This is a genomic window from Achromobacter sp. UMC46, from assembly GCF_014170335.1.
Taxonomy (GTDB): domain Bacteria; phylum Pseudomonadota; class Gammaproteobacteria; order Burkholderiales; family Burkholderiaceae_B; genus Achromobacter.
Genome location: NZ_LZZS01000038.1, coordinates 153,398 through 174,477 on the forward strand (window position 1 = coordinate 153,398; position 21,080 = coordinate 174,477).

Here is a 21,080-nt window from a genome sequence, read left to right on the forward strand (position 1 = left end):
CCTTCGCGCCCACCGCGCCAAGGCGGCGAATGCTTTCAGGCAGACGACATTCTCGTTTCCGTAAGATGCGGCATCGCTTCCTTCCGATGCGCCATCACCTCCTTTAAGTTTCCGCCATGTCCGCCGACGCGCCCCTTGCTCCCCCCTCCTTGCCGCAGATCTTCCTGGCCTTCACCAAAGTCGGCCTGACGAGTTTCGGCGGCGGCCTGAGCGGCTGGATGATGCGTGAATTCGTGCAGCAGCGGCGCTGGATGTCCGAGTCCGATTTCCTGTCAGGGCTGGCGCTTGCGCAGTCCTTTCCCGGCGTGAACGTGGTGAACCTGGCCATCTGGATCGGCTTCCGGCTGCGCGGCGGGCCCGGCGCGTTGTTGGGCGGCCTGGGCATCACCGTGCCGCCGATGCTGGTGGCGATCGCGCTGGCGGCGCTGTTCGCCAGCATGGCGCAGTCGCACGGCCTGCACGTGGCGATGGCCGGCGTGGCGGCCGCCGCGGTAGGCGTATCGCTGCAGACGGGCCTGCGCGCGGCGCGGCGGGCCTTGATCGGCCGCGTGCCCGCCGCGATCATGGCGTGCACCTTCGCCGCCATCTTCCTGCTGCGCCTGCCGCTGCTGTGGGTGGTGGGCGTGATGGCGCCGCTGTCGATCTTCATCGCCTACACACGCATCCGCCGGCAGGAGTCCCGGAAATGAACCTGGAGACACTTCACGACCTGTTCGCGGTGTTCACGCCGCTGTCGTTCCTGACCGTCGGCGGCGGCCAGAGCATCCTGCCCGACATCCATCGCCAGGCGGTGGACAGCTATGGCTGGATCAACGACGCGCAGTTCCTGGACTACTTCGCGCTGTCGCGCATCACGCCGGGCCCGGCGTCGCTGCTGGTGACGCTAATCGGTTGGCATGTGGGCGGCTGGGCCGGCGCCATCGCCGCATCGATCGCGATCTTCCTGCCGTGCTCGCTGCTGATCTACGCGTTGGCGCGCGTGTGGGCGCGATACCGGCGCACGGTCTGCATCCGCGCGATCGAAGCGGGCCTGGTGCCGGTGGCGGCGGGCATGATCCTGGCGTCGTCCTGCACCCTGCTGCGCGCGGCCGAAGGCGGGGCGTGGGCCTGGGGCGTGGCGGCCCTGTCGACCGCCGCGCTGGTCTACACGCGCGTCAGCCCGTTCCTCATGCTGGGCCTGGGCGCGGTGGTGTTTTTGGCCGCGCTTGCGTAGGATCCATCCGATTCTTGTTGCCTGTCTGCCACGGGCGCGCTCCATCTTTTCACGGTTTGACACATATCAATCTGCCCCTGGGCCAGGTTTGAGAACCTGTGGTCTCACCCTCATGGAAAGATCGGAGAAGAAAAAATGTTTTCGCTGAACGGGCGTTTCCGCGCCACCGCCATCGCCGGGCTGATCGCCGCCGGCGCACTCGCCGCTCCCGCGCATGCCCATGAGGCAGGCGACGTGCTGTTCCGCGTGGGCGTGACGCAGGTCCGTCCGTCGTCCGACAACGGCACGGTGCTGGACGGCAGCGTCAAGCTCGACGTCAACAACAACGTGCGCCCGAGCTTCACGCTGGGCTACATGGTGACGCGCAACATCGGCATCGAACTGCTGGGCGCCTGGCCGTTCGAACACGACGTCAGCGGCAGCGGCCTGGGCAAGATCGGCTCCAGCAAGCAATTGCCGCCCACGCTCAGCCTGCAATGGCACATCCTGCCCGACAGCATGATCCAGCCCTACATCGGCGTCGGCATCAACTACACGCACTTCTTCGACACCAAGGCCGAAGGCCCGTTGAAGGGATCGGACCTGAAGCTGGGCGATTCCTGGGGCGTGGCCGCGCAGTTGGGCGCGGACTTCAAAATCAACGAACGCTGGTTCATGAACGCCGACATCCGCTACATCGACATCCGCTCGAAGGTGAAGCTGGACGGCCAGCACATCGGCACCGCGCGCATCGATCCGTGGGTGGCGACGCTGGGGGTCGGCTACCGCTTCTAAGCGACTGGCTGGAAGGACTGCACGGGTTGCGCGCGGGTTGCCGCGCGCAACCCGTTTTTGCTTATTGGCCCGGCGCTATCGACCCGTCGCTTGCAGCTGTTGCCGCAATGCCTGCAACGCAGGGGTGTCGTCATCGGCGCGCCAGACCAGCCGGGTCTGGGCTTGCGCATACGGGCCAGTCAACGCCCTGACGCGGACGGAATGCTCCGCCCCCAGCACGGCCAGCACGGAACGCGGCACAATGGCCACGCCAGACCCTGCCGCCACGCACGCCACGATGGCGTGATACGACGCGAATTCCATCACCCTGCCCGGCGCAAGGCCTTCGTGGTTCAGCCACGACTCCAGGATGCGCCGGTACGAACACCCGGCCGCGAACGCGATGACGGTGCGGCCGCCCAGGTCGCGGGCGCTGGCGATTTCGCCCCAGGCCAGCGGTGAGATCAGCGTGAGTTCCTCTTTGAAGGCATCCATGCCCGCCAGGCCGTCGGCCGGAAACGGCTCGGCCACGAATGCCGCCTCGATCTCGTAGTCGCGCACCTTGGCCGCCAGCGCGCCGGATGTCCCGGTGACCAGCTCGATCCCCACCTGCGGCCAGGCCGCGTGATAGGCCGCCAGGATCGGCGGCAGGCGGGCTGCGGCCGTGCTTTCCATGGTGCCGATGCGCAGCACGCCTCGCGGCGCGCCGTCACGCACCGCGGCCTGCGCCTCGTCCGACAAGCGCAGCAGGCGATCGGCGTACGACAGCAGCACGCGCCCCTGGTCCGACAGCACCAGCCGGCGGTTCTGGCGCCGGAAAAGCGGAGCCTCCAGCGAGGCCTCCAATTGCTTCAGGCGGGTCGACACATTGGACTGCACCCGGTTCAGATGCTGGGCCGCGCGCGCCACGCCGCCCTGATCGGCCACCGCCTTGAAGATCTGCAACGCGTCGAGATCCAAGTTTCTCATTTCAAGAACCTATGTTCTTAATAATTCACTATTAAAGATATTAGTACAGCCGTAGAGTGGACGCATGTCAACGCCTGCTTACCCTTCCGTTCCCGATTCCCGCAGCGCCGCCAGCCTGGCCTGGCCGGCCGCGCTGGCGCTGGCTGCCGCCATGGGGATCGGCCGTTTCGCCTTCACGCCCGTCTGGCCGCTGATGGCGCAGGAAGGGGGCTTGTCGCTGGCGCAGGGCAGCTGGATCGCCTCGGCCAACTACGCGGGCTACCTGCTGGGCGCCCTGGCCGCCGTGGCCTGGCCCGTGCGCCATCCCCGCGGCCAGCTGGCGCTGAGCCTGCTGGCCGTGGCGCTGCTGACGCTGGCCATGCCGCTTGTCCACGACGTCGCGTTCTGGTGCGTGTTGCGGCTTGCCGCGGGCTACGCCAGCGCCAGCGCCTTCATCTGCGTGGCCGGATGGCGGCCCGTGCCGGCGGGCGATCCGCGCGAACCCGCCGCATCCGCGGTGACGTATGCCGGCGTGGGCGCGGGCATCGCGCTGACCGGGCTGGCCTGCCTGGCCCTGATGGCATGGGGCGTCCGCGCCGACGGCATGTGGCTGGCCCTGGGGGGATTGACGCTGGCCCTGTCCGCCATCGCCGGGCCCGGGCTGAATCGGCCCACCGCCTCGGGCCGGCCGTCCGCCGGCGCCGCGCAACCGGCCCGGCTGCCCCGCGTCATTCCGCGCCTGGCGCTGCACTATGGCGTATTCGGCGTGGGCTACATCATTCCCGCCACTTTCCTGCCCGCGATGGCCAAGGAGGTCATCCCGGACCCGGCGGTCTTCGGGTGGGCCTGGCCCTTGTTCGGGCTGGCCGCGGCCGTGTCCTGCCTATTGGTACCCAAGCTTGCCCGTGGACGCGACGACAAGCGCGTCTGGCAGGGCGCGCAGGCGCTGATGGCGCTGGGCATGCTGGCCGTGGCGCTCTGGCACCACATCGCCGCCGTGATCGTGGCCGCGCTGCTGGTGGGCGGCACCTTCATGGTGATCACGCAGGCGGGCATGCTGACCGCCCGGGGCGCCGCCGGCGCCGCGGCGCCCCGGGCCGCCGCCGTCATGACGGCGGCGTTCGCCGCCGGACAGATCCTGGGGCCGCTGCTGGCGTCATGGGCGTCGCGCTGGGGCGCGGGCCTGCCGCAGGTGCTGGGGGCCGGCGCGGCGCTGCTGGCGCTTTCGGCCTGGCGCTTGGGAAAAATCACGACAGAAGACAAAGGCGCTGGGCATAATGCGAGCGGCCCGCAGGGCTGCACACATTAAAGAAAAGAGAGGAGTCACCCAGCATGAAATCTTTGCGCCCCCTGATCGCCGCATTGGCGGCCGCGGCCGCTTTCAGCGGCGCCGCACAGGCCCAGACCGCCGACTGGCCCGCCAAACCCATCACCATGATCGTCCCCTACGCGCCGGGCGGCTTCGCCGACACGCGCGTGCGATTGCTGGCGCGCAAACTGGGTGAAACGCTGGGCCAACCGATCGTGGTCGAGAACAAGGCGGGCGCCGGCGGCGTGGTCGGCACCAACCTGATCGCCAAGGCGGCGCCCGACGGCTACACCATCGGTACCGGCAATCTGGCCCCGATGGCGGTGAACCCGTCCTTGATGAAGGAAATGCCGTACAACCCGCAAAAGGACCTGGCGCCCATCATCCTGATCGAAAACAGCCCGCTGGTGCTGAGCGTGAACAACGAGCTGCCGGTCAAGACGCTGGCCGACCTGATCGCGCTGGCCAAGAAGCAGCCCGGCAAGCTGTCCTTCGGGTCGTCGGGCGTGGGCGGCGCGCATCACCTGTCGGGCGAGATGTTCCGCGAGCAGGCCAAGATCGACATCGTGCACGTGCCGTACAAGGGCGGCAGCCTGGCGGCGACCGACCTGATGGGCGGCCACATCTCGATGATGTTCGAAATGGGCTATTCCGCGCTGCCGGCCATCCAGGGCGCCAAGATCCACCCCATCGCCGTCACGTCCGCCAAGCGCCTGGCCGTGCTGCCCGACGTGCCCACGATGGCCGAATCCGGCCTGCCGGGCTTCGAGTCCTACAACTGGCAAGGCATCGTCGCCCCCGCCGGCACGCCGGCGCCGATCATCGCGAAGCTCAACGCCGAATTCAACCGCATCCTGAAGGAACCGGATGTGCAGAAGGCCATCGCCGATACCGGCAGCCAGGTCGGCGGCGGCACGCCCGAGGAATTCGCGGCTTTCATCAAGACCGAAACCGAGAAGTGGGCCCACGTCATCAAGGCTGGGAACATCCAGCTTCAATAACCCTTAGGAGTCTTCCCATGGCCACCCGTCTGCTTGACCTTCTGAAGTTGGACCATCCCATCATCCAGGCCCCCATGGCGGGCGGCGCGACGACGGTGGAACTGGTGTCCGAGGCGTCGAAAGCGGGTGTGCTGGGATCGCTCGGGGCGGCCTACATGAGCCCCGAACAGATCGACGCGGCGGTCGCCGGCATCCGCGCCCGCACCCCGCGGCCGTTCGCCATCAACCTCTTCGCGTCGGTGCCGGACCTGCCCGTGCAGGGCGACACCGGCCGCATGCTGGCCCTGCTGGCCCGCTACCACGAGCAGCTGGGCCTGCCGGCCCCCGCCGCGCCCGGGCCGCAGGCCGACCCCCTGCCGGGGCAGATCGACGCCATCCTGCGGCTGCGCCCGGCGGTCTTCAGCTTCACCTTCGGGCGGATTGCCGCCGACGTGCTGGCCCGCTGCCGCGAACTGGGCATCCTGACCGTCGGCACGGCGACCACCGTGCGCGAGGCGGTCGCGCTGGAACAGGACGGCGTGGACGCCGTCGTGGCCCAGGGGGCCGAAGCGGGTGGACACCGCGGCACCTTCCTGGACGATTTCGACCAATCGCTGATCGGCACCATGGCGCTGGTGCCGCAGGTGGCGGACGCGGTTTCCGTGCCGGTGATCGCCTCCGGCGGCATCATGGACGGCCGCGGCATCGCCGCCGCCCTGGCGCTGGGTGCTGACGCGGCACAAATGGGGACGGCTTTCCTGACGACGGACGAATCCGGCATCAGCGACGCCTACAAGGCCGTGCTGCCGGCTTCGCGGTCCGAGCAGTCGCGCGTGACACGGGCTTTTTCAGGCCGCCCGGCGCGCGGCATCTCCAACGCCTTCATGCGGGACGCCGACGCCATCGCCGGCGACATCCTGCCGTACCCCCTGCAGAACGCGCTGACGCGCCCCATGCGCACGGCGGGCGGCAAGGCCGGCAATATCAACGTGCTGTCCCTGTGGGCGGGCCAGGCCGCCCCGCTGGCCCGGCGCGAGCGCACGGCCGACCTGGTCCAACGTCTGGCGCGGGAAACCCTGGCGGCCCAAACGCGCCGTTGAGCAGCGGGCGGGCCCCCGCTGCCCCGGCACCGGCTGCCCCGGGGCCGGTGATTGTCCCTGAAACCGAAAACACTGTTCCATTGGCGACGTATCGCATTGTGATTACAAAGCGTCGGGCTACAATGGCGCCTCGCCGCTGGAGGCCAGAGTCCGCCTTGGTCCTCGCAAAACACCCTTTTCGTTGCCCATGCCCGCTCAAACAAGCAGCACCCCGGAATTCGCCCTGCGCCTGGAAGGTGTGGCGCTAGGCTACGGTGATTTCACCGTCTTGCGCGATATCTCCATGGACGTGCGCGCGGGCCAAGTGGTCGCCGTCATGGGCGGCTCGGGTTCGGGCAAGACCACGCTGTTGCGCGCGGCCACCGGCCAGCTCGTCGCGCAGCAAGGCCAGGTCCTGGCGTTCGGCCAGGACATCGGGCGCGCCACTCCCGCCGAACTGCAAGCCTTGCGCAAGCGCATGGGCGTGCTGTTCCAGCAGGGCGCGCTGTTCACCGACCTGAACGTGTTCGAAAACGTCGCGTTCCCGTTGCGCGAACATACAAAACTGTCCGAATCCGACCTCACCGACCGCGTACTGGACAAACTCGACGCCGTCGGCCTGCGGGCCGCCGCGCACCTGAAGGTGGCCGAGATCTCCGGCGGCATGGCGCGCCGTGTCGCCCTGGCCCGCGCCGTGGTACTGGAACCCGAACTGATCCTCTACGACGAACCCTTCGCCGGCCTGGACCCGATCTCTCTGGGCATCACCGCCCGCCTGATCCGCAGCCTGGCCGACCGCCTGGGGTGCGCCTCGGTGCTGATCACCCACGACGTGCAGGAATCCTTCGCCATCGCCGACCAGGTGTATCTGGTGGGGCAGGGCAAGCTGGCCGCGGCCGGCACGCCGGAAACGCTGTCGGCGTCGCAAGACCCTTACGTGCAGCAATTTCTGAAAGGCGAGCCCGACGGCCCGGTCGCGTTCCAGTACCCCGAAACGCCGGCTTTCCAAAAGTGGCTTTCCGAACAGAAGGGGCGCAAAGCATGAGCGGATCCAACAACCCCGTCAGCGCGCTGGGCGGATGGGTGCGCGGCACCGTCTCCGGCATCGGCTACTTCACTCGGTTCTTCGCCGGCATGCTGGCGCGCAGCGGCATCGTGTTCTCGCGCCCCCGCCTGGTGTCGCAGCAAGTCCATTTCATCGGCAACTATTCCCTTCTGATCATCGCCGTGTCCGGCATGTTCGTGGGCTTCGTGCTGGGGTTGCAAGGTTATTACACGCTGAACCGCTATGGTTCCGAAGAGGCGCTGGGGCTGCTGGTGGCCCTGTCGCTGGTGCGCGAGCTGGGGCCTGTCGTGACGGCGCTGCTGTTCGCCGGCCGCGCGGGCACGTCCCTGACCGCCGAAATCGGCCTGATGAAGGCCGGCGAGCAACTGTCGGCCATGGAAGTCATGGCCGTCGACCCGATCCGCCGCGTGCTGGTGCCCCGCCTGTGGGGCGGCATCATCGCCATGCCCATCCTGGCGGCGGTTTTCTCCATGGTGGGCATCCTGGGCGGCTGGGTCGTCGGCGTCGTGATGATCGGCGTGGACTCGGGCGCGTTCTGGTCGCAGATGCAAAGCGGCGTGGATGTCTGGAACGACGTGGCCAACGGCGTCATCAAGAGCGTGGTGTTCGGCGTCACGGTGACGCTGGTGGCGCTCTACGAAGGCTGGCAGGCCCGGCCCACCCCTGAAGGCGTTGCCCGCGCCACCACGCGCACCGTGGTCGTGGGCTCCTTGGCGGTACTTGGGCTGGACTTCCTGCTCACCGCCTTGATGTTTGGAAATTGAAACGGATCGATCATGTCACGCGAAAAAACCGACTTCTGGGTAGGCCTGTTTGTACTGCTGGGCGCAGTCGCGCTGGTGTTCCTGGCGTTGCGCGCCGGCAACCTCAGCACCTTTTCCTTCGCTCCGACCTATACGCTATCGGCCAATTTCGATAACGTAGGCGGCCTCAAGCCGCGCGCGGCGGTCAAAAGCGCCGGCGTCGTGGTGGGCCGCGTGTCCAGCATCTCGTTCGACGACAAGACCTTCCAGGCGGTCGTCTCCGTGAATCTGGAAAAGGCCTACCAGTTCCCGAAGGACACGTCGGCGTCGATCCTCACGTCCGGCTTGCTGGGCGAACAGTACCTGGGCCTGACGGCCGGCAGCGAGGAAGAGAACTTTACCGACGGCGGAAAAATCCGCTATACACAAAGCGCAGTCGTGCTGGAGCAGCTGATCAGCCAGTTCCTGTATGGCTCCGCCGAAAAGCAGGGCGCGACGGCCCCTGAAGCCGAGCCCGCGAAAGCACCAAATTAAAGACGATGCGAAAGACGCCGTAACAGGCTGCGCTTCACCGTCGAAATATCATAAGAATCGTTGATAGGGATGTCCTGATCATGAACAAGAACGCACTTACCCGAATTGCCACCATCGCAGCGGCGGGTGCACTGATGGCCGGCTGCGCCGCGCCGCAGAACCCGGATCCGCGCGATCCTTGGGAAGGCTTCAACCGGGGCGTCTACAAGTTCAACGACACGGTCGACCGCGCGGTCTTCAAGCCGGTCGCTCAGGCCTACACCTTTGTCACGCCGCAGCCCGTGCGCAGCTGCGTGCACAACATCTTCAGCAACGTCGGCGACCTCTGGTCCGGCACCAACAGCTTCCTGCAAGGCCGCGGCCACGACTTCGTGAACACGCTGGGCCGGTTCCTGTTCAACACCACGATGGGCGTGGGCGGCTGCTTCGACGTCGCCTCGGCCAACGGCGCGCGCAAGATTCCGAACGACTTCGGCACGACGCTGGGCGTGTGGGGCTTTGGCCAGGGCCCGTACCTGGTGCTGCCGTTCTTCGGTTCGTCCACCGTGCGCGACGGCGCCGGTCTGATCGGCGACTACTACGGCACGACCTACGGCTACATGGGCGTCGACTCCATCGACAACGTGCGCCTGCGCAACTCGCTGTGGGGCTTGCGCCTGGTCGATACGCGCGCCAGCCTGCTGAGCGCCACCGACACGATCGACCGCGTCGCGCTGGACCCGTACAGCTTCATCCGCGACGCCTACCTGCAACGCCGCAACGCCATGGTGCTTGGCCAGCGCGTGAACGACGAAGACACACTGCCTAATTACGAAGACGAAGGTGGCGATGCCCCCGCCGCCGCCAAGGGCGCTCCGGTGCCCGCGCCGGCAACCAAGTAAGCTGCTCGCTTGCGTTCATCGGTACAGTAAGGAGTTTTGATGCAATTTACTTTTATTTCCCTGTTGCAGCGCTTGGCCATCGCGGGCCTCGTCGGCCTTGCCGCGGCCGGTGCCGCGCAGGCCAAGCCCAACCCCAACGGTCCCCCGGACCAATTCGTGGTGGCCACGGCCAACGAAGCCCTCGACGTGCTGAAAGCGGACGGCGCCGTCAAAGCCGGCAATACCACCCGCATCAACGAAGTCGTCAACCAGCACATCCTGCCCTACGTCAACTTCCAGAAGACGACGCGCCTGGCCGCTGGCCGCTTCTGGCGCCAGGCGACGGAACAGCAGAAGACGGCCTTGGCCGAGGCGTTCCGCGGCACGCTGGTGCGCACCTACAGCGGCGCGCTGACCCGCGTCACGCCCAGCACCACCGTCAAGGCCCTGCCATTCCGCGGCGACCCCAAAGCTGACGACGTGGTCGTGCGCACCTTGATCAGCCAAGCCAACGGCCAGCCCACCGGCGTGGACTACCGCCTGGAAAAGACGCCGCAAGGCTGGAAGATCTACGACATGAACGTCGAAGGCATCTGGCTGATCGAGAACTACCGCAACCAGTTCGCGCAGCAGATCAATCAGAACGGCATCGACGGCCTGATCAAGGCGTTGAACCAGCGCAACCAGTAATTTCACGGTTCCGGCTGCCTCCGGCCCGGCGCGTCCTTTGCGGCCCGCCGGGCTGATTATTTAAGGGACGGATGAAGCCGCCATCCCTACGGCTCCCGGGGCCATAGGCGCTTGCCGTCACGGCGCGCTTATATAATGATCAATTCGCTCTTTCCGGGCACTCCCCCGCCGTCATGTCAGCCGTCTGTCTAGAAAACGTCTCCAAGGTCTACTTGCCGCGCCAGCGCGGCTGGCAGAAGTTGCTTGGGCGCACGCCCGCCCCCGGCTTTCAGGCGCTGGACAACGTCAGCCTGAACATCGAGCACGGCGAGTTCTTCGGCCTGCTCGGCCCCAACGGCGCGGGCAAGACCACCCTGATCTCTATCCTTGCAGGTCTGGCGCACGCGTCCTCCGGACGGGCCACCGTCTGTGGATACGACGTCGTGGCCGACTACAAGTCGGCACGGCGCGCGTTGGGCGTGGTGCCGCAAGAGCTCGTCTACGACCCGTTCTTCACGGTGCGCGAGACCCTGCGCATCCAGTCCGGCTACTTCGGCCTGCGCAACAACGACGACTGGATCGACGAGATCCTGTTCAACCTGGGCCTGGCCGACAAGGCCGACAACAACATGCGCGCGCTGTCGGGCGGCATGAAGCGCCGCGTGCTGGTGGCGCAGGCGCTGGTGCACCGCCCGCCCGTGATCGTGCTGGACGAACCCACCGCGGGCGTGGACGTTGACCTGCGCCGCACCTTGTGGGAATTCATCTCGCGCCTGAACAAGGCCGGCCACACGATCATGCTGACCACGCACTACCTGGAAGAAGCGGAAGCCCTGTGCGGCCGCATCGCCATGCTCAAGCGCGGCCGCATCGTGGCCCTGGACACCACGCAGGCCCTGATGGCCCGCGTGGGCGGCGTCGACCTGGAAGACGCATTCGTGCGCATCATGCATCAGGGCGACGAGCCCGCCGCACCCGCCCTGCAACCCGAAGAGATTTCGTCATGACGCCGTCCAACGCGACCGCCAGCCAGCCGCTGGTGCAGCCCCGCCTGGATGCGGGCTCCGGTTTCCCGACCCTGCTGCGCAAGGAATTGCTGCGCTTCTGGAAGGTCGGTTTCCAGACCATCGCCGCCCCCGTGATCACGGCGCTGCTGTACCTGCTGGTCTTCGCGCACGTGCTGGAAGGGCGCCTGATGGTGTACGGCACCGTGCCCTACACGGCGTTCCTGATCCCCGGGCTCATGATGATGAGCATGCTGCAGAACGCGTTCGCCAACCCGTCCTCGTCGCTGATCCAAAGCCGCATCACCGGCAACCTCGTCTTCATGCTGCTGCCGCCGCTGTCGCACCGCGACATGTTCGGCGCCTTCGTGCTGGCGGCCGTCGTGCGCGGTCTGGCCGTGGGGCTGTGCGTCTGGGCCGTGGCGCTGTTCTTCGTGTCGCTGGTGCCCGCCAATCCGCTGTGGTTGCTGGTGTTCGCCGTGCTGTCCTGCGGCATCATGGCGGTGCTGGGCGTGGTCGCGGGCCTGTGGTCCGAAAAATTCGACCAGCTGGCCGCCTTCCAGAATTTCCTGATCATGCCCGCGACATTCCTGTCCGGCGTGTTCTATTCCATCCACACCTTGCCGCCCTTCTGGCAGAGCGTGTCCCACTGGAACCCCATCTTCTACGCCATCGACGGATTCCGCTACGGGTTCTTCGCGGTGTCGGACGTCTCGCCCTGGCGCAGCCTGGCGGTGGTGACGGCGGTGTTCCTGGCGCTATCGCTTTACGCGCTGCGGCTTCTGGCCAGCGGCTACAAACTCAGGAACTGACGTCCATGCTTCCCACTCCCGCGCAAGTCCGCCAATACATCGCGGACGGCCTGTCCTGTGACCATCTTGACGTGCAAGGCGACGGCTCGCATTTCGACGCCGTCATCGTCTGCGCCGCCTTCGAAGGCAAGCGCCTGATCCAGCGCCATCAGATGGTCTATGCCGCGCTTGGCGACCGCATGAAGGCCGAGATCCACGCGTTGTCGATGCGCACGCTGACCCCAGGCGAATATCAGCAAGCAGGCAAGTAATGGATAAGCTTCGCATCACCGGCGGCGCCCCGCTGCATGGCGAGATCTCGATTTCCGGCGCCAAGAACTCGGCCTTGCCGATCCTGTGCGCGGGCCTCTTGACCGCCGACGCGCTGACGCTGACCAACGTCCCGCACCTGAACGACACGGCCACCATGCTGCGCCTGCTGGGCCGCATGGGCGTGCGCGCCGAACGCGGCGCGGACGGCGTGGTCACGCTGCAGGCCGACCGCGTCGACGACCTGGAAGCGCCGTACGACCTGGTCAAGACGATGCGCGCGTCCATCCTGGTGCTGGGCCCGCTGCTGGCCCGCTTCGGCGAGGCGCGCGTCAGCCTGCCCGGCGGCTGCACCATCGGCCAGCGGCCGGTCGATCAGCACATCAAGGGCCTGGCCGCGCTGGGCGCCCAGATCAGCATCGAACACGGCTTCGTGGTCGCGCGCGCCAAGCGCCTGAAGGGCGCATCCGTGCGCACCGACATGGTCACCGTCACCGGCACCGAGAACCTGCTGATGGCCGCCGTGCTGGCCGACGGGCAGACCGTGCTGGAGAACGCCGCGCGCGAACCCGAAGTGGTCGACCTGGCCGAGCTGCTCATCAAGATGGGCGCCCGCATCCAGGGGCACGGCACGGACCGCATCGTGGTCGACGGCGTCGCCCGCCTGCACGGCGCCGAACACCGCGTCATCTCCGACCGCATCGAAGCCGGCACCTTCCTGTGCGCCGTGGGCGCGGCAGGCGGCGACATCCTGCTGAAAAACACCGACGCCGCCATCCTGGGCGCCACGCTGGACAAGCTGACCGAAGCCGGCCTGACCATCGAGACCGGTCCGGGCTGGATCCGCGGCGCGATGTCACAGCGTCCGAAGGCCGTGGGCCTGCGCACGCACGAGTACCCCGGTTTCGCCACCGACATGCAGGCGCAGGTCATGGCGCTGAACGCCGTGGCCGACGGCACCTCGGTCATCGTCGAAACCATCTTCGAGAACCGCTACATGCACGTGCAGGAACTGCGCCGCATGGGCGCCGACATCGACATCGACGGCCACACCGCCATTGTGCGCGGCGTTACGCGCCTGTCGGGCGCCACCGTCATGGCCACCGACCTGCGCGCCTCGGCCAGCCTGGTCATCGCCGGCCTGGCCGCCGACGGCGACACGCTGGTCGACCGCATCTACCACCTGGATCGTGGCTACGACCAGATGGAAGTCAAACTGCGCGCCCTGGGCGCGAACATCCAACGCGTTACCGGCAAGGAACAGGCATGAAACACAATAGCCCCCACGCTGCGCCTACAGCTTGCTGCCCCCCGAGGGGGCTGCCCCGCCTTGGGGCGGCCCGGCGGCGAGGCTGCCCCCACACTGCGCCTTCGGCTTGCTGCCCCCCGAGGGGGCCCGTTCATTTTGAGGCGGCTCGGCAATGAACGATGCCACGACGAAGCCCCTGACCCTGGCCCTGTCCAAGGGCCGGATTTTTGAAGAAACCATGCCGTTGCTGGCCGAAGCCGGCATCGAAGTGACCGAAAGCCCGGAAAGCTCGCGCAAGCTGATCCTGCCGACCAGCGACCCTGGCCTGCGCCTGATCATCGTGCGCGCCTCCGACGTGCCGACCTACGTGCAATACGGCGCGGCCGACCTGGGCATCGCGGGCAAGGACGTGCTGATCGAGCACGCCAAGGAACAGCCCGGCGGCCTGTACCAGCCCATCGACCTGAACATCGCCAAGTGCCGCCTGGCCGTGGCCGTGCGCAACGGCTTCGACTACCAAGGCGCCGTGCACCAGGGCGCGCGCCTGCGCGTGGCCACCAAGTACGTCCACTCAGCCCGTGAACACTTTGCGGCCAAGGGTGTGTACGTGGATATCATCAAGCTGTATGGTTCGATGGAACTGGCGCCACTGGTCGGCCTGGCCGACTGCATCGTCGACCTGGTGTCCACCGGCGGCACGCTGCGCGCCAACGACCTTGTCGCGGTCGAGGACGTCATGCCGATCTCGTCGCGCCTGATCGTGAACCAGGCCGCACTGAAGACCCGCGGCGCCCGCCTGCAACCGCTGCTGGACGCCTTCGAAAGAGCCGCCTCCCGCAATGCCTGACCCCCGCCCGCCGCGAAGCCGCGGCGGCCGCTTTCCGCTTTGCTCCATGACGCCATGGCCCTGATCAATCGTCTCGACTCCCGCGATCCCGGATTCAAATCCGCCTTGTCCAAGCTGCTGGCCTTCGAGGCCCACGAGGACGAGTCCATCGACCGCGCCGCCGCCGGCATCCTGGCCGACGTGCGCACCCGCGGCGACGCCGCGCTGGTGGAATACACGCAGCGCTTCGACCGCATGCCGGACGCAGCGGCCGCCGCGCTGGAAATCCCCAAGGCAGACTGGCATGCCGCGCTGGCCTCGCTGCCGGCCGCGCAGCGTAATGCGCTGGAAGCCGCCGCCGACCGCGTGCGCAGCTACCATGAGCGCCAACGCGCCGAGACCTGGACCTACACCGACGCCGAAGGCACCTTGCTGGGCCAGCAGGTCACTCCGCTGGACCGCGTGGGCCTGTACGTGCCGGGCGGCAAGGCCGCCTATCCGTCGTCGGTGCTGATGAACGCCATCCCGGCCAAGGTCGCGGGCGTAGAAGAACTGATCATGGTCACGCCCACGCCCGACGGCGTGCGCAACCCCATCGTGCTGGCCGCGGCCGCCATCGGCGGCGTGGACCGCGTGTTCGCCATCGGCGGCGCGCAGGCCGTGGGCGCGCTGGCCTACGGCACCGATACGGTGCCCGCGGTGGACAAGATCGTCGGCCCGGGCAACGCCTATGTCGCCGCCGCCAAGCGCCGCGTGTTCGGCGTGGTCGGCATCGACATGATCGCCGGCCCCAGCGAAATCCTGGTCATCTGCGACGGCAAGACGCCGGCCGACTGGATCGCCATGGACCTGTTCTCGCAAGCCGAGCACGACGAACTGGCGCAGTCCATTCTGCTCTGTCCGGACGCCGCCTTCATCGAAGAGGTCGAGGCCGCCATCGCGCGCCTGCTGCCCACGATGCCGCGCGCCGACATCCTGCGCGTCAGCCTGGCCAATCGCGGCGCACTGATCCAGGTCCGGAGCCTGGAAGAAGCCTGCCAGATCGCCAACGACATCGCGCCCGAGCACTTGGAGATCTCCACCGAGCAGCCCGAAATCTGGACCGCCAAGATCCGTCACGCCGGCGCGATCTTCATGGGCCGTTTCAGTTCGGAAGCGCTGGGCGACTACTGCGCGGGCCCCAACCACGTGCTGCCCACGTCCCGCACGGCGCGCTTTTCGTCGCCGTTGGGCGTGTACGACTTCCAGAAGCGCTCCAGCCTGATCCAGGTATCGCACCAGGGCGCGCAGACCTTGGGCCGCATCGCCGCCGAACTGGCGCTGGGCGAGGGCCTGCAGGCGCACGCCGCCAGCGCCCAGTACCGGATCGACAAGCCATGAGCGTCGCCGGCCGCATCGCCGGCACGGTCCGCGCCGATATCCGCGAACTGGCCGCGTATCCCGTGGCCAACGCGGAAGGCTGCATCAAGCTGGACGCGATGGAATGCCCCTACGAGCTGCCCGAGGCGGTCCGCGACGACATCGCCCGCACCGTGCGCGACACGCCGCTGAACCGCTACCCGGCCGCCGACCTGTCCGCGCTGCAGCAGGCGGTGAAGACGGCTTTCGGGGTGCCGGACGCCGCCGGCGTGTTGTTCGGCAACGGCTCGGACGAACTCATCCACATCGTGGTGCAGGCCTGCTGCAACCCCGGCGACACCGTGATGTCGCCCTGGCCGTCGTTCGTCTATTTCGACATGGCGGCCCGTTTCGACCACGCCCGCTTTGTCGGCGTGCCGCTGACGGCTGATCTGACCCTGGATTTGCCGGCCATGCTGGCCGCCATCCGCGAACACCGGCCCAAGGTGGTGTTCCTGGCCGTGCCCAACAACCCCACCGGCGGGCTCTGGTCCGACGGCGACGTGCAGGCGATCATCGCCGCCGCCCCCGGCCTGGTGGTGCTGGACGAGGCCTACCAGCCCTTCGCCGACCGCAGCTGGATGGCCCAGGTGCTGGACGCGCCCAACGTGGTCGTCATGCGCACGGTCTCCAAGATCGGCCTGGCGGGCCTGCGTTTCGGGTACCTGGCCGGCCATCCTGACTGGATCGCCGAACTGAACAAGGTGCGTCCGCCCTACAACCTGGACGTGCTGACCCAGGCCACGCTGATGACGGTCCTGCGCCACAAGGACGTGCTGGACGAGCAGGCCGCGCGCCTGCGCGCCGACCGCGAACCGCTGGCCGCCGCCCTGGCCGCCTTGCCCGGCGTCAGGGTATTCCCTTCCGCCGGCAACTTCATCCTCGCGCGCTTTTCCGGCAAGCTGGACGGCAACGCCGTGCATCTTGCGCTGAAAACGCGCAAAATATTGATTCGTAACTTCTCCAACGCCCATCCGCTCCTGGCCGACTGCCTGCGCATCTCGGTGGGCGCCCCGGCCGAGAACGCCGCCTTGCTGGCTGCCCTGCAAGAGATTTTGAGTGCTTAACATGCGTACCGCAGAGATCACCCGCAACACCAACGAAACCCGCATCCGCGTGGCCATCAACATCGACGGCACCGGCAAGCAGACGATCGACACCGGCGTGCCGTTCCTGGACCACATGCTGGACCAGATCGCGCGCCACGGCCTGATCGACCTCGACATCAAGGCCGAGGGCGACCTGCACATCGATGCGCACCATACGGTGGAAGACGTGGGCATCACGCTGGGCATGGCGATCGCCAAAGCGGTCGGCACCAAGGCCGGCCTGCGCCGCTACGGCCACGCCTACGTGCCGCTGGACGAAGCGCTGTCGCGCGTCGTGGTGGACTTCTCGGGCCGCCCCGGCCTGGAATACCACATCCCGTTCACGCGCGCCCACATCGGCAATTTCGACGTCGACCTGACGCGCGAATTCTTCCAGGGCCTGGTCAACCACGCGCTGATCACGCTGCACATCGACAACCTGCGCGGCTTGAACGCCCACCACCAGGCGGAAACCGTGTTCAAGGCCTGTGGCCGCGCCCTGCGCATGGCCATGGAAGTCGACCCGCGCATGGGCGACGTCGTGCCCTCCACCAAGGGCGTGCTGTAACGTTCGCCAACCCCACCGCACCAGGCAAAAAGAAGTGACCACTATCGCCATCGTCGACTATGGAATGGGCAATTTCCACTCCGTCGCACGCGCCTTGACGTTCGCCGCCCCCGATGCGGACATCCGCATCTGCAACCAGCCCCAGGACATCGACGCGGCCGACCGCGTGGTGTTCCCGGGCCAGGGTGCCATGGCGGACTGCATGCGCACCCTGAATGAATCCGGCCTGCGCGAAGCGGTCGTGCGCGCCGCCCGCACCAAGCCCCTGCTGGGCGTCTGCGTGGGCGAGCAGATGCTGTTCGACTCCTCTGAAGAGGGCGGCACGTCCTGCCTGGGCCTGTTCCCCGGCGTCGTGCGCCGCTTCTCGGGCCCGCGCTTCGCGGACCTGATCGCCGCCGACGACGAAGCCTGCCTGGCCGACACCGGCGCGGCGGGCCTGGCCGACACCCGCCCCGAACGGTTGAAAGTACCGCACATGGGATGGAACAAAGTCCGCCAGACGCGCTCTCATCCTATCTGGGACGGCATTCCGGACGACACGCACTTCTATTTCGTCCATAGTTACTACGCCGACCCGGACGATTCCGGCCTGACTGTTGGTGAAACCGATTATGGTGTCGCCTTTACCTGCGCAGTGGCGGCAGCTAACATTTTCGCGGTGCAGTTCCACCCCGAAAAGAGCGCCGAGCACGGTTTGCGCCTGTATCGCAATTTTGTAGACTGGCAGCCGTAGGCGTCGAGCCCACATGCGCCAGCCCATTCAACCCCTCTTTCTTTTTTGCTGCCCACCATGCTGCTGATCCCCGCCATCGATCTTAAAGACGGGCGCTGCGTGCGCCTGCGCCAGGGTGACCTGGACGATGCAACGGTGTTCTCCGAAGACCCCGCCGCCATGGCCACCCGCTGGCTCGACCAGGGCGCGCGTCGCCTGCATCTGGTCGACCTGAACGGCGCCGTCGCCGGCAAGCCGAAGAACGAAGCGCCCATCAAGGCCATCCTGGAAGCCGTCGGCGACGACATCCCCGTCCAGATCGGCGGCGGCATCCGCGACCTCGACACCATCGAGCGCTACCTTGACGCCGGCATCTCCTACGTGATCATCGGCACCGCCGCGGTCAAGAACCCGGGCTTCCTGCAAGACGCCTGCGGCGCTTTCCCCGGCCAGATCATCGTCGGCCTGGACGCCCGCGACGGCAAGATCGCCACCGACGGCTGGAGCAAGCTGACCCGCCACGACGTGCTGGACCTGGCCAAGAAGTTCGAAGATTACGGCTGCGAGGCCATCATCTACACCGACATCGGCCGCGACGGCATGCTGTCGGGCGTGAACGTCGAAGCCACGGTGCGCCTGGCCCAGCACGTGCGCATCCCCGTGTACGCCTCGGGCGGCATCGCCGGCATCCAGGACATCGAAGCCCTGTGCGCCGTCGAGGAAGAGGGCGTCGAAGGCGCCATCCTGGGCCGCAGCATCTACGAAGGCACGCTTGATTTCCAGGCAGCCCAGGCCCGCGCCGACGAACTGGCAAAATGACCCCCTCCAACAGCCCCCCCGGGGCTGGCGCGCCCGCCCAGAGCGCGCTGACCCGCCGCATCATCCCGTGCCTTGACGTCACCGCCGGCCGCGTCGTCAAGGGCGTGAACTTCGTCAACCTGCTCGACGCGGGCGACCCCGTCGAGATCGCCCGCCGCTACAACGAGCAGGGCGCCGACGAACTCACGTTCCTGGACATCACCGCCACCAGCGACGGCCGCGACCTGATCCTGCCCATCATCGAGCAGGTGGCCTCGCAGGTCTTCATCCCGCTGACGGTGGGCGGCGGCGTGCGCCAGGTGTCCGACATCCAGCGCCTCTTGAACGCGGGCGCCGACAAGATCAGCATCAACAGCGCCGCCGTGGCCAATCCGGAGCTGGTACGCGCCGCCTCCGACTACCACGGTTCGCAATGCGTGGTCGTCGCCATCGACGCGCGCCGCGTGTCGGCCGCAGGCGAACCCGCGCGCTGGGAAGTCTTCACGCACGGCGGCCGCAAGGCCACCGGGCTGGACGCCGTGGCCTGGGCGCGCCGCATGGCCGCCTACGGCGCAGGCGAAATCCTGCTCACCAGCATGGATCGCGACGGCACCAAGTCGGGCTTCGACCTGGAGCTGACCCGCGCCGTGTCCGATGCCGTGCCGGTGCCCGTCATCGCCTCTGGCGGCGTGGGCAACCTGCAACACCTGGCCGATGGCGTCACCACCGGCCGCGCCAGCGCCGTGCTGGCCGCCAGCATCTTCCACTTCGGCCAGCACACCGTCGGCGAATGCAAACGCTTCATGGCCGAACAAGGTATTGCCGTAAGGTTGGATTGATATGAGCACTGAACCCACCTGGTTGGCCGACGTCGTATTCGACGAAAACGGCCTGATCCCCGCCATCGCCCAAGACGCCGACAACGGCCAGATCATGATGGTGGCCTGGATGAACCGCGAATCGCTGGCCGAAACCGCCGCCACCGGCCGCGCGGTGTACTGGTCGCGTTCCCGCCAGCGCCTGTGGCGCAAGGGCGAGGAATCCGGCCACGTCCAGGAAGTGCACGAACTGCGCCTGGACTGCGACGGCGACGTCATCCTGCTGAAGATCCACCAGGAAGGCGGCATCGCCTGCCACACCGGGCGCGCCAGCTGCTTCTACCGCCGCCTGGAAGGCCCGACCGACCAGGCAGCCTGGGTCACGGTGGACCCGGTGCTCAAAGACCCGGAAATGATCTACAAATGACCGATCACCCCGCAAGCGCCGCCGATATCCTGGCGCGCATCGCCGACACGCTGGAAACCCGTCGCCCCGAAAACGGCGGCGACCCCGCGGCGTCGTACGCCGCCAAGCTGCTGGCCAAAGGCCCCGATTCCTTCCTGAAGAAGATCGGCGAAGAAGCCACGGAACTGGTCATGGCCGCCAAAGACGGCGTGCCGGACCGCATCGTCAGCGAAACGGCCGACCTGTGGTTCCACTGCCTGGTCGCGCTGACGCATTTCAACCTGCGGCCGGAAGACGTGCTGGCCGAATTGGCCCGCCGCGAGGGCCTGTCAGGCCTGGCCGAGAAGGCAAGCCGCCCCAAAGACTGACCACGGAACCCGGAAAATGAGCGACAACTGTCTTTTCTGCAAGATCGCCGCTGGCGACATCCCGTCCAAGAAGGTCTATGAAGACGAGGACTTTGTTGCATTCCACGATATTAATCCGGCCGCACCGGTGCATTTACTGCTGATCCCTCGACGTCATGTCACATCCATGCAGGATATTACGGGCGAGGACGCAGGTTGGTTGGGTAGAATGATGTCGTTGGCGCCGCGGCTAGCAGCCGAAAACGGTTGCCGTCCGGGCCCTGATGGTGGATTTCGCATCATGATCAACTCTGGCGTCGAAGGCGGCCAGGAAGTCCCGCATTTGCATTTCCACATCATCGGCGGCTCGCGGCCCTGGAAAGGGCGCGTAGCCCCCACCGCGTAATTCGGAGAAACATCATGGGTAGTTTCAGCATTTGGCATTGGTTGGTCGTTCTGGTCATCGTGGCGCTGATTTTCGGCACCAAGAAACTGCGCAACATCGGCTCGGACCTGGGCGGCGCGGTGAAGGGTTTCAAGGAAGGCATGAAGGACGCCAACGGCGAAAAGCCGGCCGACCCGATCGCGCAGCAGCGCGTTTCCGGTGAAACCATCGACGTGCAGGCCAAGGAAAAGACCAACTCCTGAGCC

Annotated in this window: 27 protein-coding genes; 26 read left to right on the forward strand and 1 reads right to left on the reverse strand. The window is 67.1% G+C overall.

From position 1 onward, the window contains the following. The first annotated feature begins 116 nt into the window (after positions 1–116). The 3 genes from A9973_RS27915 to A9973_RS27925 all read left to right on the forward strand — a co-directional run bounded on the left by A9973_RS27915 (position 117) and on the right by A9973_RS27925 (position 1,987). Positions 117–689 (forward strand): chromate transporter, encoded by a 573-nt coding sequence (locus A9973_RS27915; protein WP_183016855.1) that lies wholly within the window; start codon positions 117–119, stop codon positions 687–689. After that, positions 686–1,213 (forward strand): chromate transporter, encoded by a 528-nt coding sequence (locus A9973_RS27920; RefSeq protein ID WP_183016856.1) that lies wholly within the window; start codon positions 686–688, stop codon positions 1,211–1,213. Before A9973_RS27915 ends, A9973_RS27920 begins: the two co-directional genes overlap by 4 nt. A 135-nt stretch (positions 1,214–1,348) precedes the next feature. After that, positions 1,349–1,987, forward strand: a complete 639-nt coding sequence (locus A9973_RS27925) for an OmpW family protein (protein ID WP_183016857.1) — start codon at positions 1,349–1,351, stop codon at positions 1,985–1,987. 75 nt (positions 1,988–2,062) lie between these two features. Here A9973_RS27925 and A9973_RS27930 read toward each other — a convergent pair whose 3' ends face one another. Then, positions 2,063–2,935 (reverse strand): LysR family transcriptional regulator, encoded by an 873-nt coding sequence (locus A9973_RS27930; protein ID WP_183016858.1) that lies wholly within the window; start codon positions 2,933–2,935, stop codon positions 2,063–2,065. Positions 2,936–2,999: 64 nt separating this feature from the next. Between A9973_RS27930 and A9973_RS27935 the strand changes: the two genes are divergently transcribed. The 23 genes from A9973_RS27935 (at position 3,000) to tatA (ending at position 21,077) form a co-directional block, all read left to right on the forward strand. Further along, complete coding sequence (locus tag A9973_RS27935; RefSeq protein ID WP_183016859.1) at positions 3,000–4,223, forward strand: YbfB/YjiJ family MFS transporter; 1,224 nt, start codon at positions 3,000–3,002, stop codon at positions 4,221–4,223. A gap of 23 nt (positions 4,224–4,246) precedes the next feature. Beyond that, positions 4,247–5,224: a tripartite tricarboxylate transporter substrate binding protein gene (locus A9973_RS27940; RefSeq protein ID WP_183016860.1), complete on the forward strand. Its 978-nt coding sequence runs from the start codon at positions 4,247–4,249 to the stop codon at positions 5,222–5,224. 17 nt (positions 5,225–5,241) lie between these two features. Next, on the forward strand, positions 5,242–6,303 hold the full coding sequence (locus tag A9973_RS27945; protein ID WP_183016861.1) for a nitronate monooxygenase family protein: 1,062 nt from the start codon (positions 5,242–5,244) through the stop codon (positions 6,301–6,303). Positions 6,304–6,490: 187 nt separating this feature from the next. Then, on the forward strand, positions 6,491–7,327 hold the full coding sequence (locus A9973_RS27950) for an ABC transporter ATP-binding protein (RefSeq protein WP_183016862.1): 837 nt from the start codon (positions 6,491–6,493) through the stop codon (positions 7,325–7,327). Next, positions 7,324–8,112: a lipid asymmetry maintenance ABC transporter permease subunit MlaE gene (gene mlaE, locus A9973_RS27955; protein ID WP_183016863.1), complete on the forward strand. Its 789-nt coding sequence runs from the start codon at positions 7,324–7,326 to the stop codon at positions 8,110–8,112. Before A9973_RS27950 ends, mlaE begins: the two co-directional genes overlap by 4 nt. 12 nt (positions 8,113–8,124) lie before the next feature. Then, complete coding sequence (mlaD, locus tag A9973_RS27960; RefSeq protein WP_183016864.1) at positions 8,125–8,625, forward strand: outer membrane lipid asymmetry maintenance protein MlaD; 501 nt, start codon at positions 8,125–8,127, stop codon at positions 8,623–8,625. Positions 8,626–8,705: 80 nt separating this feature from the next. Continuing rightward, complete coding sequence (locus tag A9973_RS27965) at positions 8,706–9,506, forward strand: VacJ family lipoprotein (RefSeq protein WP_183016865.1); 801 nt, start codon at positions 8,706–8,708, stop codon at positions 9,504–9,506. Between the two features lie 39 nt (positions 9,507–9,545). Beyond that, positions 9,546–10,175, forward strand: coding sequence for a phospholipid-binding protein MlaC (locus tag A9973_RS27970; RefSeq protein ID WP_183016866.1), 630 nt, complete (start codon positions 9,546–9,548; stop codon positions 10,173–10,175). A gap of 173 nt (positions 10,176–10,348) precedes the next feature. After that, entirely contained in the window at positions 10,349–11,161 is an 813-nt protein-coding gene (locus A9973_RS27975) for an ABC transporter ATP-binding protein (protein ID WP_183016867.1), read from the forward strand. Continuing rightward, the gene (locus A9973_RS27980; protein ID WP_183016868.1) at positions 11,158–11,970 is read left to right on the forward strand and encodes an ABC transporter permease; all 813 of its coding nucleotides are present in this window, start codon (positions 11,158–11,160) and stop codon (positions 11,968–11,970) included. The genes A9973_RS27975 and A9973_RS27980 overlap by 4 nt, the downstream gene beginning before the upstream one ends. Before the next feature lie 5 nt (positions 11,971–11,975). After that, complete coding sequence (locus A9973_RS27985; protein ID WP_183016869.1) at positions 11,976–12,221, forward strand: BolA family protein; 246 nt, start codon at positions 11,976–11,978, stop codon at positions 12,219–12,221. After that, entirely contained in the window at positions 12,221–13,489 is a 1,269-nt protein-coding gene (gene murA, locus A9973_RS27990; RefSeq protein ID WP_183016870.1) for a UDP-N-acetylglucosamine 1-carboxyvinyltransferase, read from the forward strand. Before A9973_RS27985 ends, murA begins: the two co-directional genes overlap by 1 nt. 151 nt (positions 13,490–13,640) lie before the next feature. Further along, a complete protein-coding gene (gene hisG, locus A9973_RS27995) occupies positions 13,641–14,315 on the forward strand; it encodes an ATP phosphoribosyltransferase (protein ID WP_183016871.1) in 675 nt (224 codons plus the stop codon). A 54-nt stretch (positions 14,316–14,369) separates the two neighbouring features. Further along, positions 14,370–15,674: a histidinol dehydrogenase gene (gene hisD, locus A9973_RS28000; RefSeq protein WP_183016872.1), complete on the forward strand. Its 1,305-nt coding sequence runs from the start codon at positions 14,370–14,372 to the stop codon at positions 15,672–15,674. Beyond that, on the forward strand, positions 15,671–16,759 hold the full coding sequence (hisC, locus tag A9973_RS28005) for a histidinol-phosphate transaminase (RefSeq protein WP_183016873.1): 1,089 nt from the start codon (positions 15,671–15,673) through the stop codon (positions 16,757–16,759). The genes hisD and hisC overlap by 4 nt, the downstream gene beginning before the upstream one ends. A gap of 1 nt (position 16,760) precedes the next feature. After that, positions 16,761–17,348: an imidazoleglycerol-phosphate dehydratase HisB gene (gene hisB, locus A9973_RS28010; protein ID WP_183016874.1), complete on the forward strand. Its 588-nt coding sequence runs from the start codon at positions 16,761–16,763 to the stop codon at positions 17,346–17,348. Positions 17,349–17,382: 34 nt separating this feature from the next. Continuing rightward, entirely contained in the window at positions 17,383–18,081 is a 699-nt protein-coding gene (locus A9973_RS28015; protein ID WP_183016875.1) for an imidazole glycerol phosphate synthase subunit HisH, read from the forward strand. Between the two features lie 57 nt (positions 18,082–18,138). Beyond that, positions 18,139–18,879, forward strand: coding sequence for a 1-(5-phosphoribosyl)-5-[(5-phosphoribosylamino)methylideneamino]imidazole-4-carboxamide isomerase (gene hisA, locus A9973_RS28020; RefSeq protein ID WP_046805342.1), 741 nt, complete (start codon positions 18,139–18,141; stop codon positions 18,877–18,879). Then, positions 18,876–19,697, forward strand: coding sequence for an imidazole glycerol phosphate synthase subunit HisF (gene hisF, locus A9973_RS28025; protein ID WP_183016876.1), 822 nt, complete (start codon positions 18,876–18,878; stop codon positions 19,695–19,697). The genes hisA and hisF overlap by 4 nt, the downstream gene beginning before the upstream one ends. A 1-nt stretch (position 19,698) precedes the next feature. Then, a complete protein-coding gene (gene hisI, locus A9973_RS28030; RefSeq protein ID WP_183016877.1) occupies positions 19,699–20,103 on the forward strand; it encodes a phosphoribosyl-AMP cyclohydrolase in 405 nt (134 codons plus the stop codon). Further along, complete coding sequence (locus A9973_RS28035; RefSeq protein ID WP_183016878.1) at positions 20,100–20,450, forward strand: phosphoribosyl-ATP diphosphatase; 351 nt, start codon at positions 20,100–20,102, stop codon at positions 20,448–20,450. Before hisI ends, A9973_RS28035 begins: the two co-directional genes overlap by 4 nt. A gap of 16 nt (positions 20,451–20,466) precedes the next feature. Next, positions 20,467–20,835, forward strand: coding sequence for a histidine triad nucleotide-binding protein (locus A9973_RS28040; protein WP_006224531.1), 369 nt, complete (start codon positions 20,467–20,469; stop codon positions 20,833–20,835). Between the two features lie 14 nt (positions 20,836–20,849). After that, positions 20,850–21,077: a Sec-independent protein translocase subunit TatA gene (gene tatA, locus A9973_RS28045; protein ID WP_006216828.1), complete on the forward strand. Its 228-nt coding sequence runs from the start codon at positions 20,850–20,852 to the stop codon at positions 21,075–21,077. The last annotated feature ends 3 nt before the right edge of the window (positions 21,078–21,080 follow it).

Excerpts from the sequence above, each read along its gene's own strand:
- A9973_RS27915 (WP_183016855.1), top strand. The coding sequence starts at position 117 with ATGTCCGCCGACGCGCCCCTTGCTCCCCCCTCCTTGCCGCAGATCTTC.
- A9973_RS27920 (WP_183016856.1), top strand. The coding sequence starts at position 686 with ATGAACCTGGAGACACTTCACGACCTGTTCGCGGTGTTCACGCCGCTG.
- A9973_RS27925 (WP_183016857.1), top strand. The coding sequence starts at position 1,349 with ATGTTTTCGCTGAACGGGCGTTTCCGCGCCACCGCCATCGCCGGGCTG.
- A9973_RS27930 (WP_183016858.1), bottom strand. The coding sequence starts at position 2,935 with ATGAGAAACTTGGATCTCGACGCGTTGCAGATCTTCAAGGCGGTGGCC.
- A9973_RS27935 (WP_183016859.1), top strand. The coding sequence starts at position 3,000 with ATGTCAACGCCTGCTTACCCTTCCGTTCCCGATTCCCGCAGCGCCGCC.
- A9973_RS27940 (WP_183016860.1), top strand. The coding sequence starts at position 4,247 with ATGAAATCTTTGCGCCCCCTGATCGCCGCATTGGCGGCCGCGGCCGCT.
- A9973_RS27945 (WP_183016861.1), top strand. The coding sequence starts at position 5,242 with ATGGCCACCCGTCTGCTTGACCTTCTGAAGTTGGACCATCCCATCATC.
- A9973_RS27950 (WP_183016862.1), top strand. The coding sequence starts at position 6,491 with ATGCCCGCTCAAACAAGCAGCACCCCGGAATTCGCCCTGCGCCTGGAA.
- mlaE (WP_183016863.1), top strand. The coding sequence starts at position 7,324 with ATGAGCGGATCCAACAACCCCGTCAGCGCGCTGGGCGGATGGGTGCGC.
- mlaD (WP_183016864.1), top strand. The coding sequence starts at position 8,125 with ATGTCACGCGAAAAAACCGACTTCTGGGTAGGCCTGTTTGTACTGCTG.
- A9973_RS27965 (WP_183016865.1), top strand. The coding sequence starts at position 8,706 with ATGAACAAGAACGCACTTACCCGAATTGCCACCATCGCAGCGGCGGGT.
- A9973_RS27970 (WP_183016866.1), top strand. The coding sequence starts at position 9,546 with ATGCAATTTACTTTTATTTCCCTGTTGCAGCGCTTGGCCATCGCGGGC.
- A9973_RS27975 (WP_183016867.1), top strand. The coding sequence starts at position 10,349 with ATGTCAGCCGTCTGTCTAGAAAACGTCTCCAAGGTCTACTTGCCGCGC.
- A9973_RS27980 (WP_183016868.1), top strand. The coding sequence starts at position 11,158 with ATGACGCCGTCCAACGCGACCGCCAGCCAGCCGCTGGTGCAGCCCCGC.
- A9973_RS27985 (WP_183016869.1), top strand. The coding sequence starts at position 11,976 with ATGCTTCCCACTCCCGCGCAAGTCCGCCAATACATCGCGGACGGCCTG.
- murA (WP_183016870.1), top strand. The coding sequence starts at position 12,221 with ATGGATAAGCTTCGCATCACCGGCGGCGCCCCGCTGCATGGCGAGATC.
- hisG (WP_183016871.1), top strand. The coding sequence starts at position 13,641 with ATGAACGATGCCACGACGAAGCCCCTGACCCTGGCCCTGTCCAAGGGC.
- hisD (WP_183016872.1), top strand. The coding sequence starts at position 14,370 with ATGGCCCTGATCAATCGTCTCGACTCCCGCGATCCCGGATTCAAATCC.
- hisC (WP_183016873.1), top strand. The coding sequence starts at position 15,671 with ATGAGCGTCGCCGGCCGCATCGCCGGCACGGTCCGCGCCGATATCCGC.
- hisB (WP_183016874.1), top strand. The coding sequence starts at position 16,761 with ATGCGTACCGCAGAGATCACCCGCAACACCAACGAAACCCGCATCCGC.
- hisA (WP_046805342.1), top strand. The coding sequence starts at position 18,139 with ATGCTGCTGATCCCCGCCATCGATCTTAAAGACGGGCGCTGCGTGCGC.
- hisF (WP_183016876.1), top strand. The coding sequence starts at position 18,876 with ATGACCCCCTCCAACAGCCCCCCCGGGGCTGGCGCGCCCGCCCAGAGC.
- hisI (WP_183016877.1), top strand. The coding sequence starts at position 19,699 with ATGAGCACTGAACCCACCTGGTTGGCCGACGTCGTATTCGACGAAAAC.
- A9973_RS28035 (WP_183016878.1), top strand. The coding sequence starts at position 20,100 with ATGACCGATCACCCCGCAAGCGCCGCCGATATCCTGGCGCGCATCGCC.
- A9973_RS28040 (WP_006224531.1), top strand. The coding sequence starts at position 20,467 with ATGAGCGACAACTGTCTTTTCTGCAAGATCGCCGCTGGCGACATCCCG.
- tatA (WP_006216828.1), top strand. The coding sequence starts at position 20,850 with ATGGGTAGTTTCAGCATTTGGCATTGGTTGGTCGTTCTGGTCATCGTG.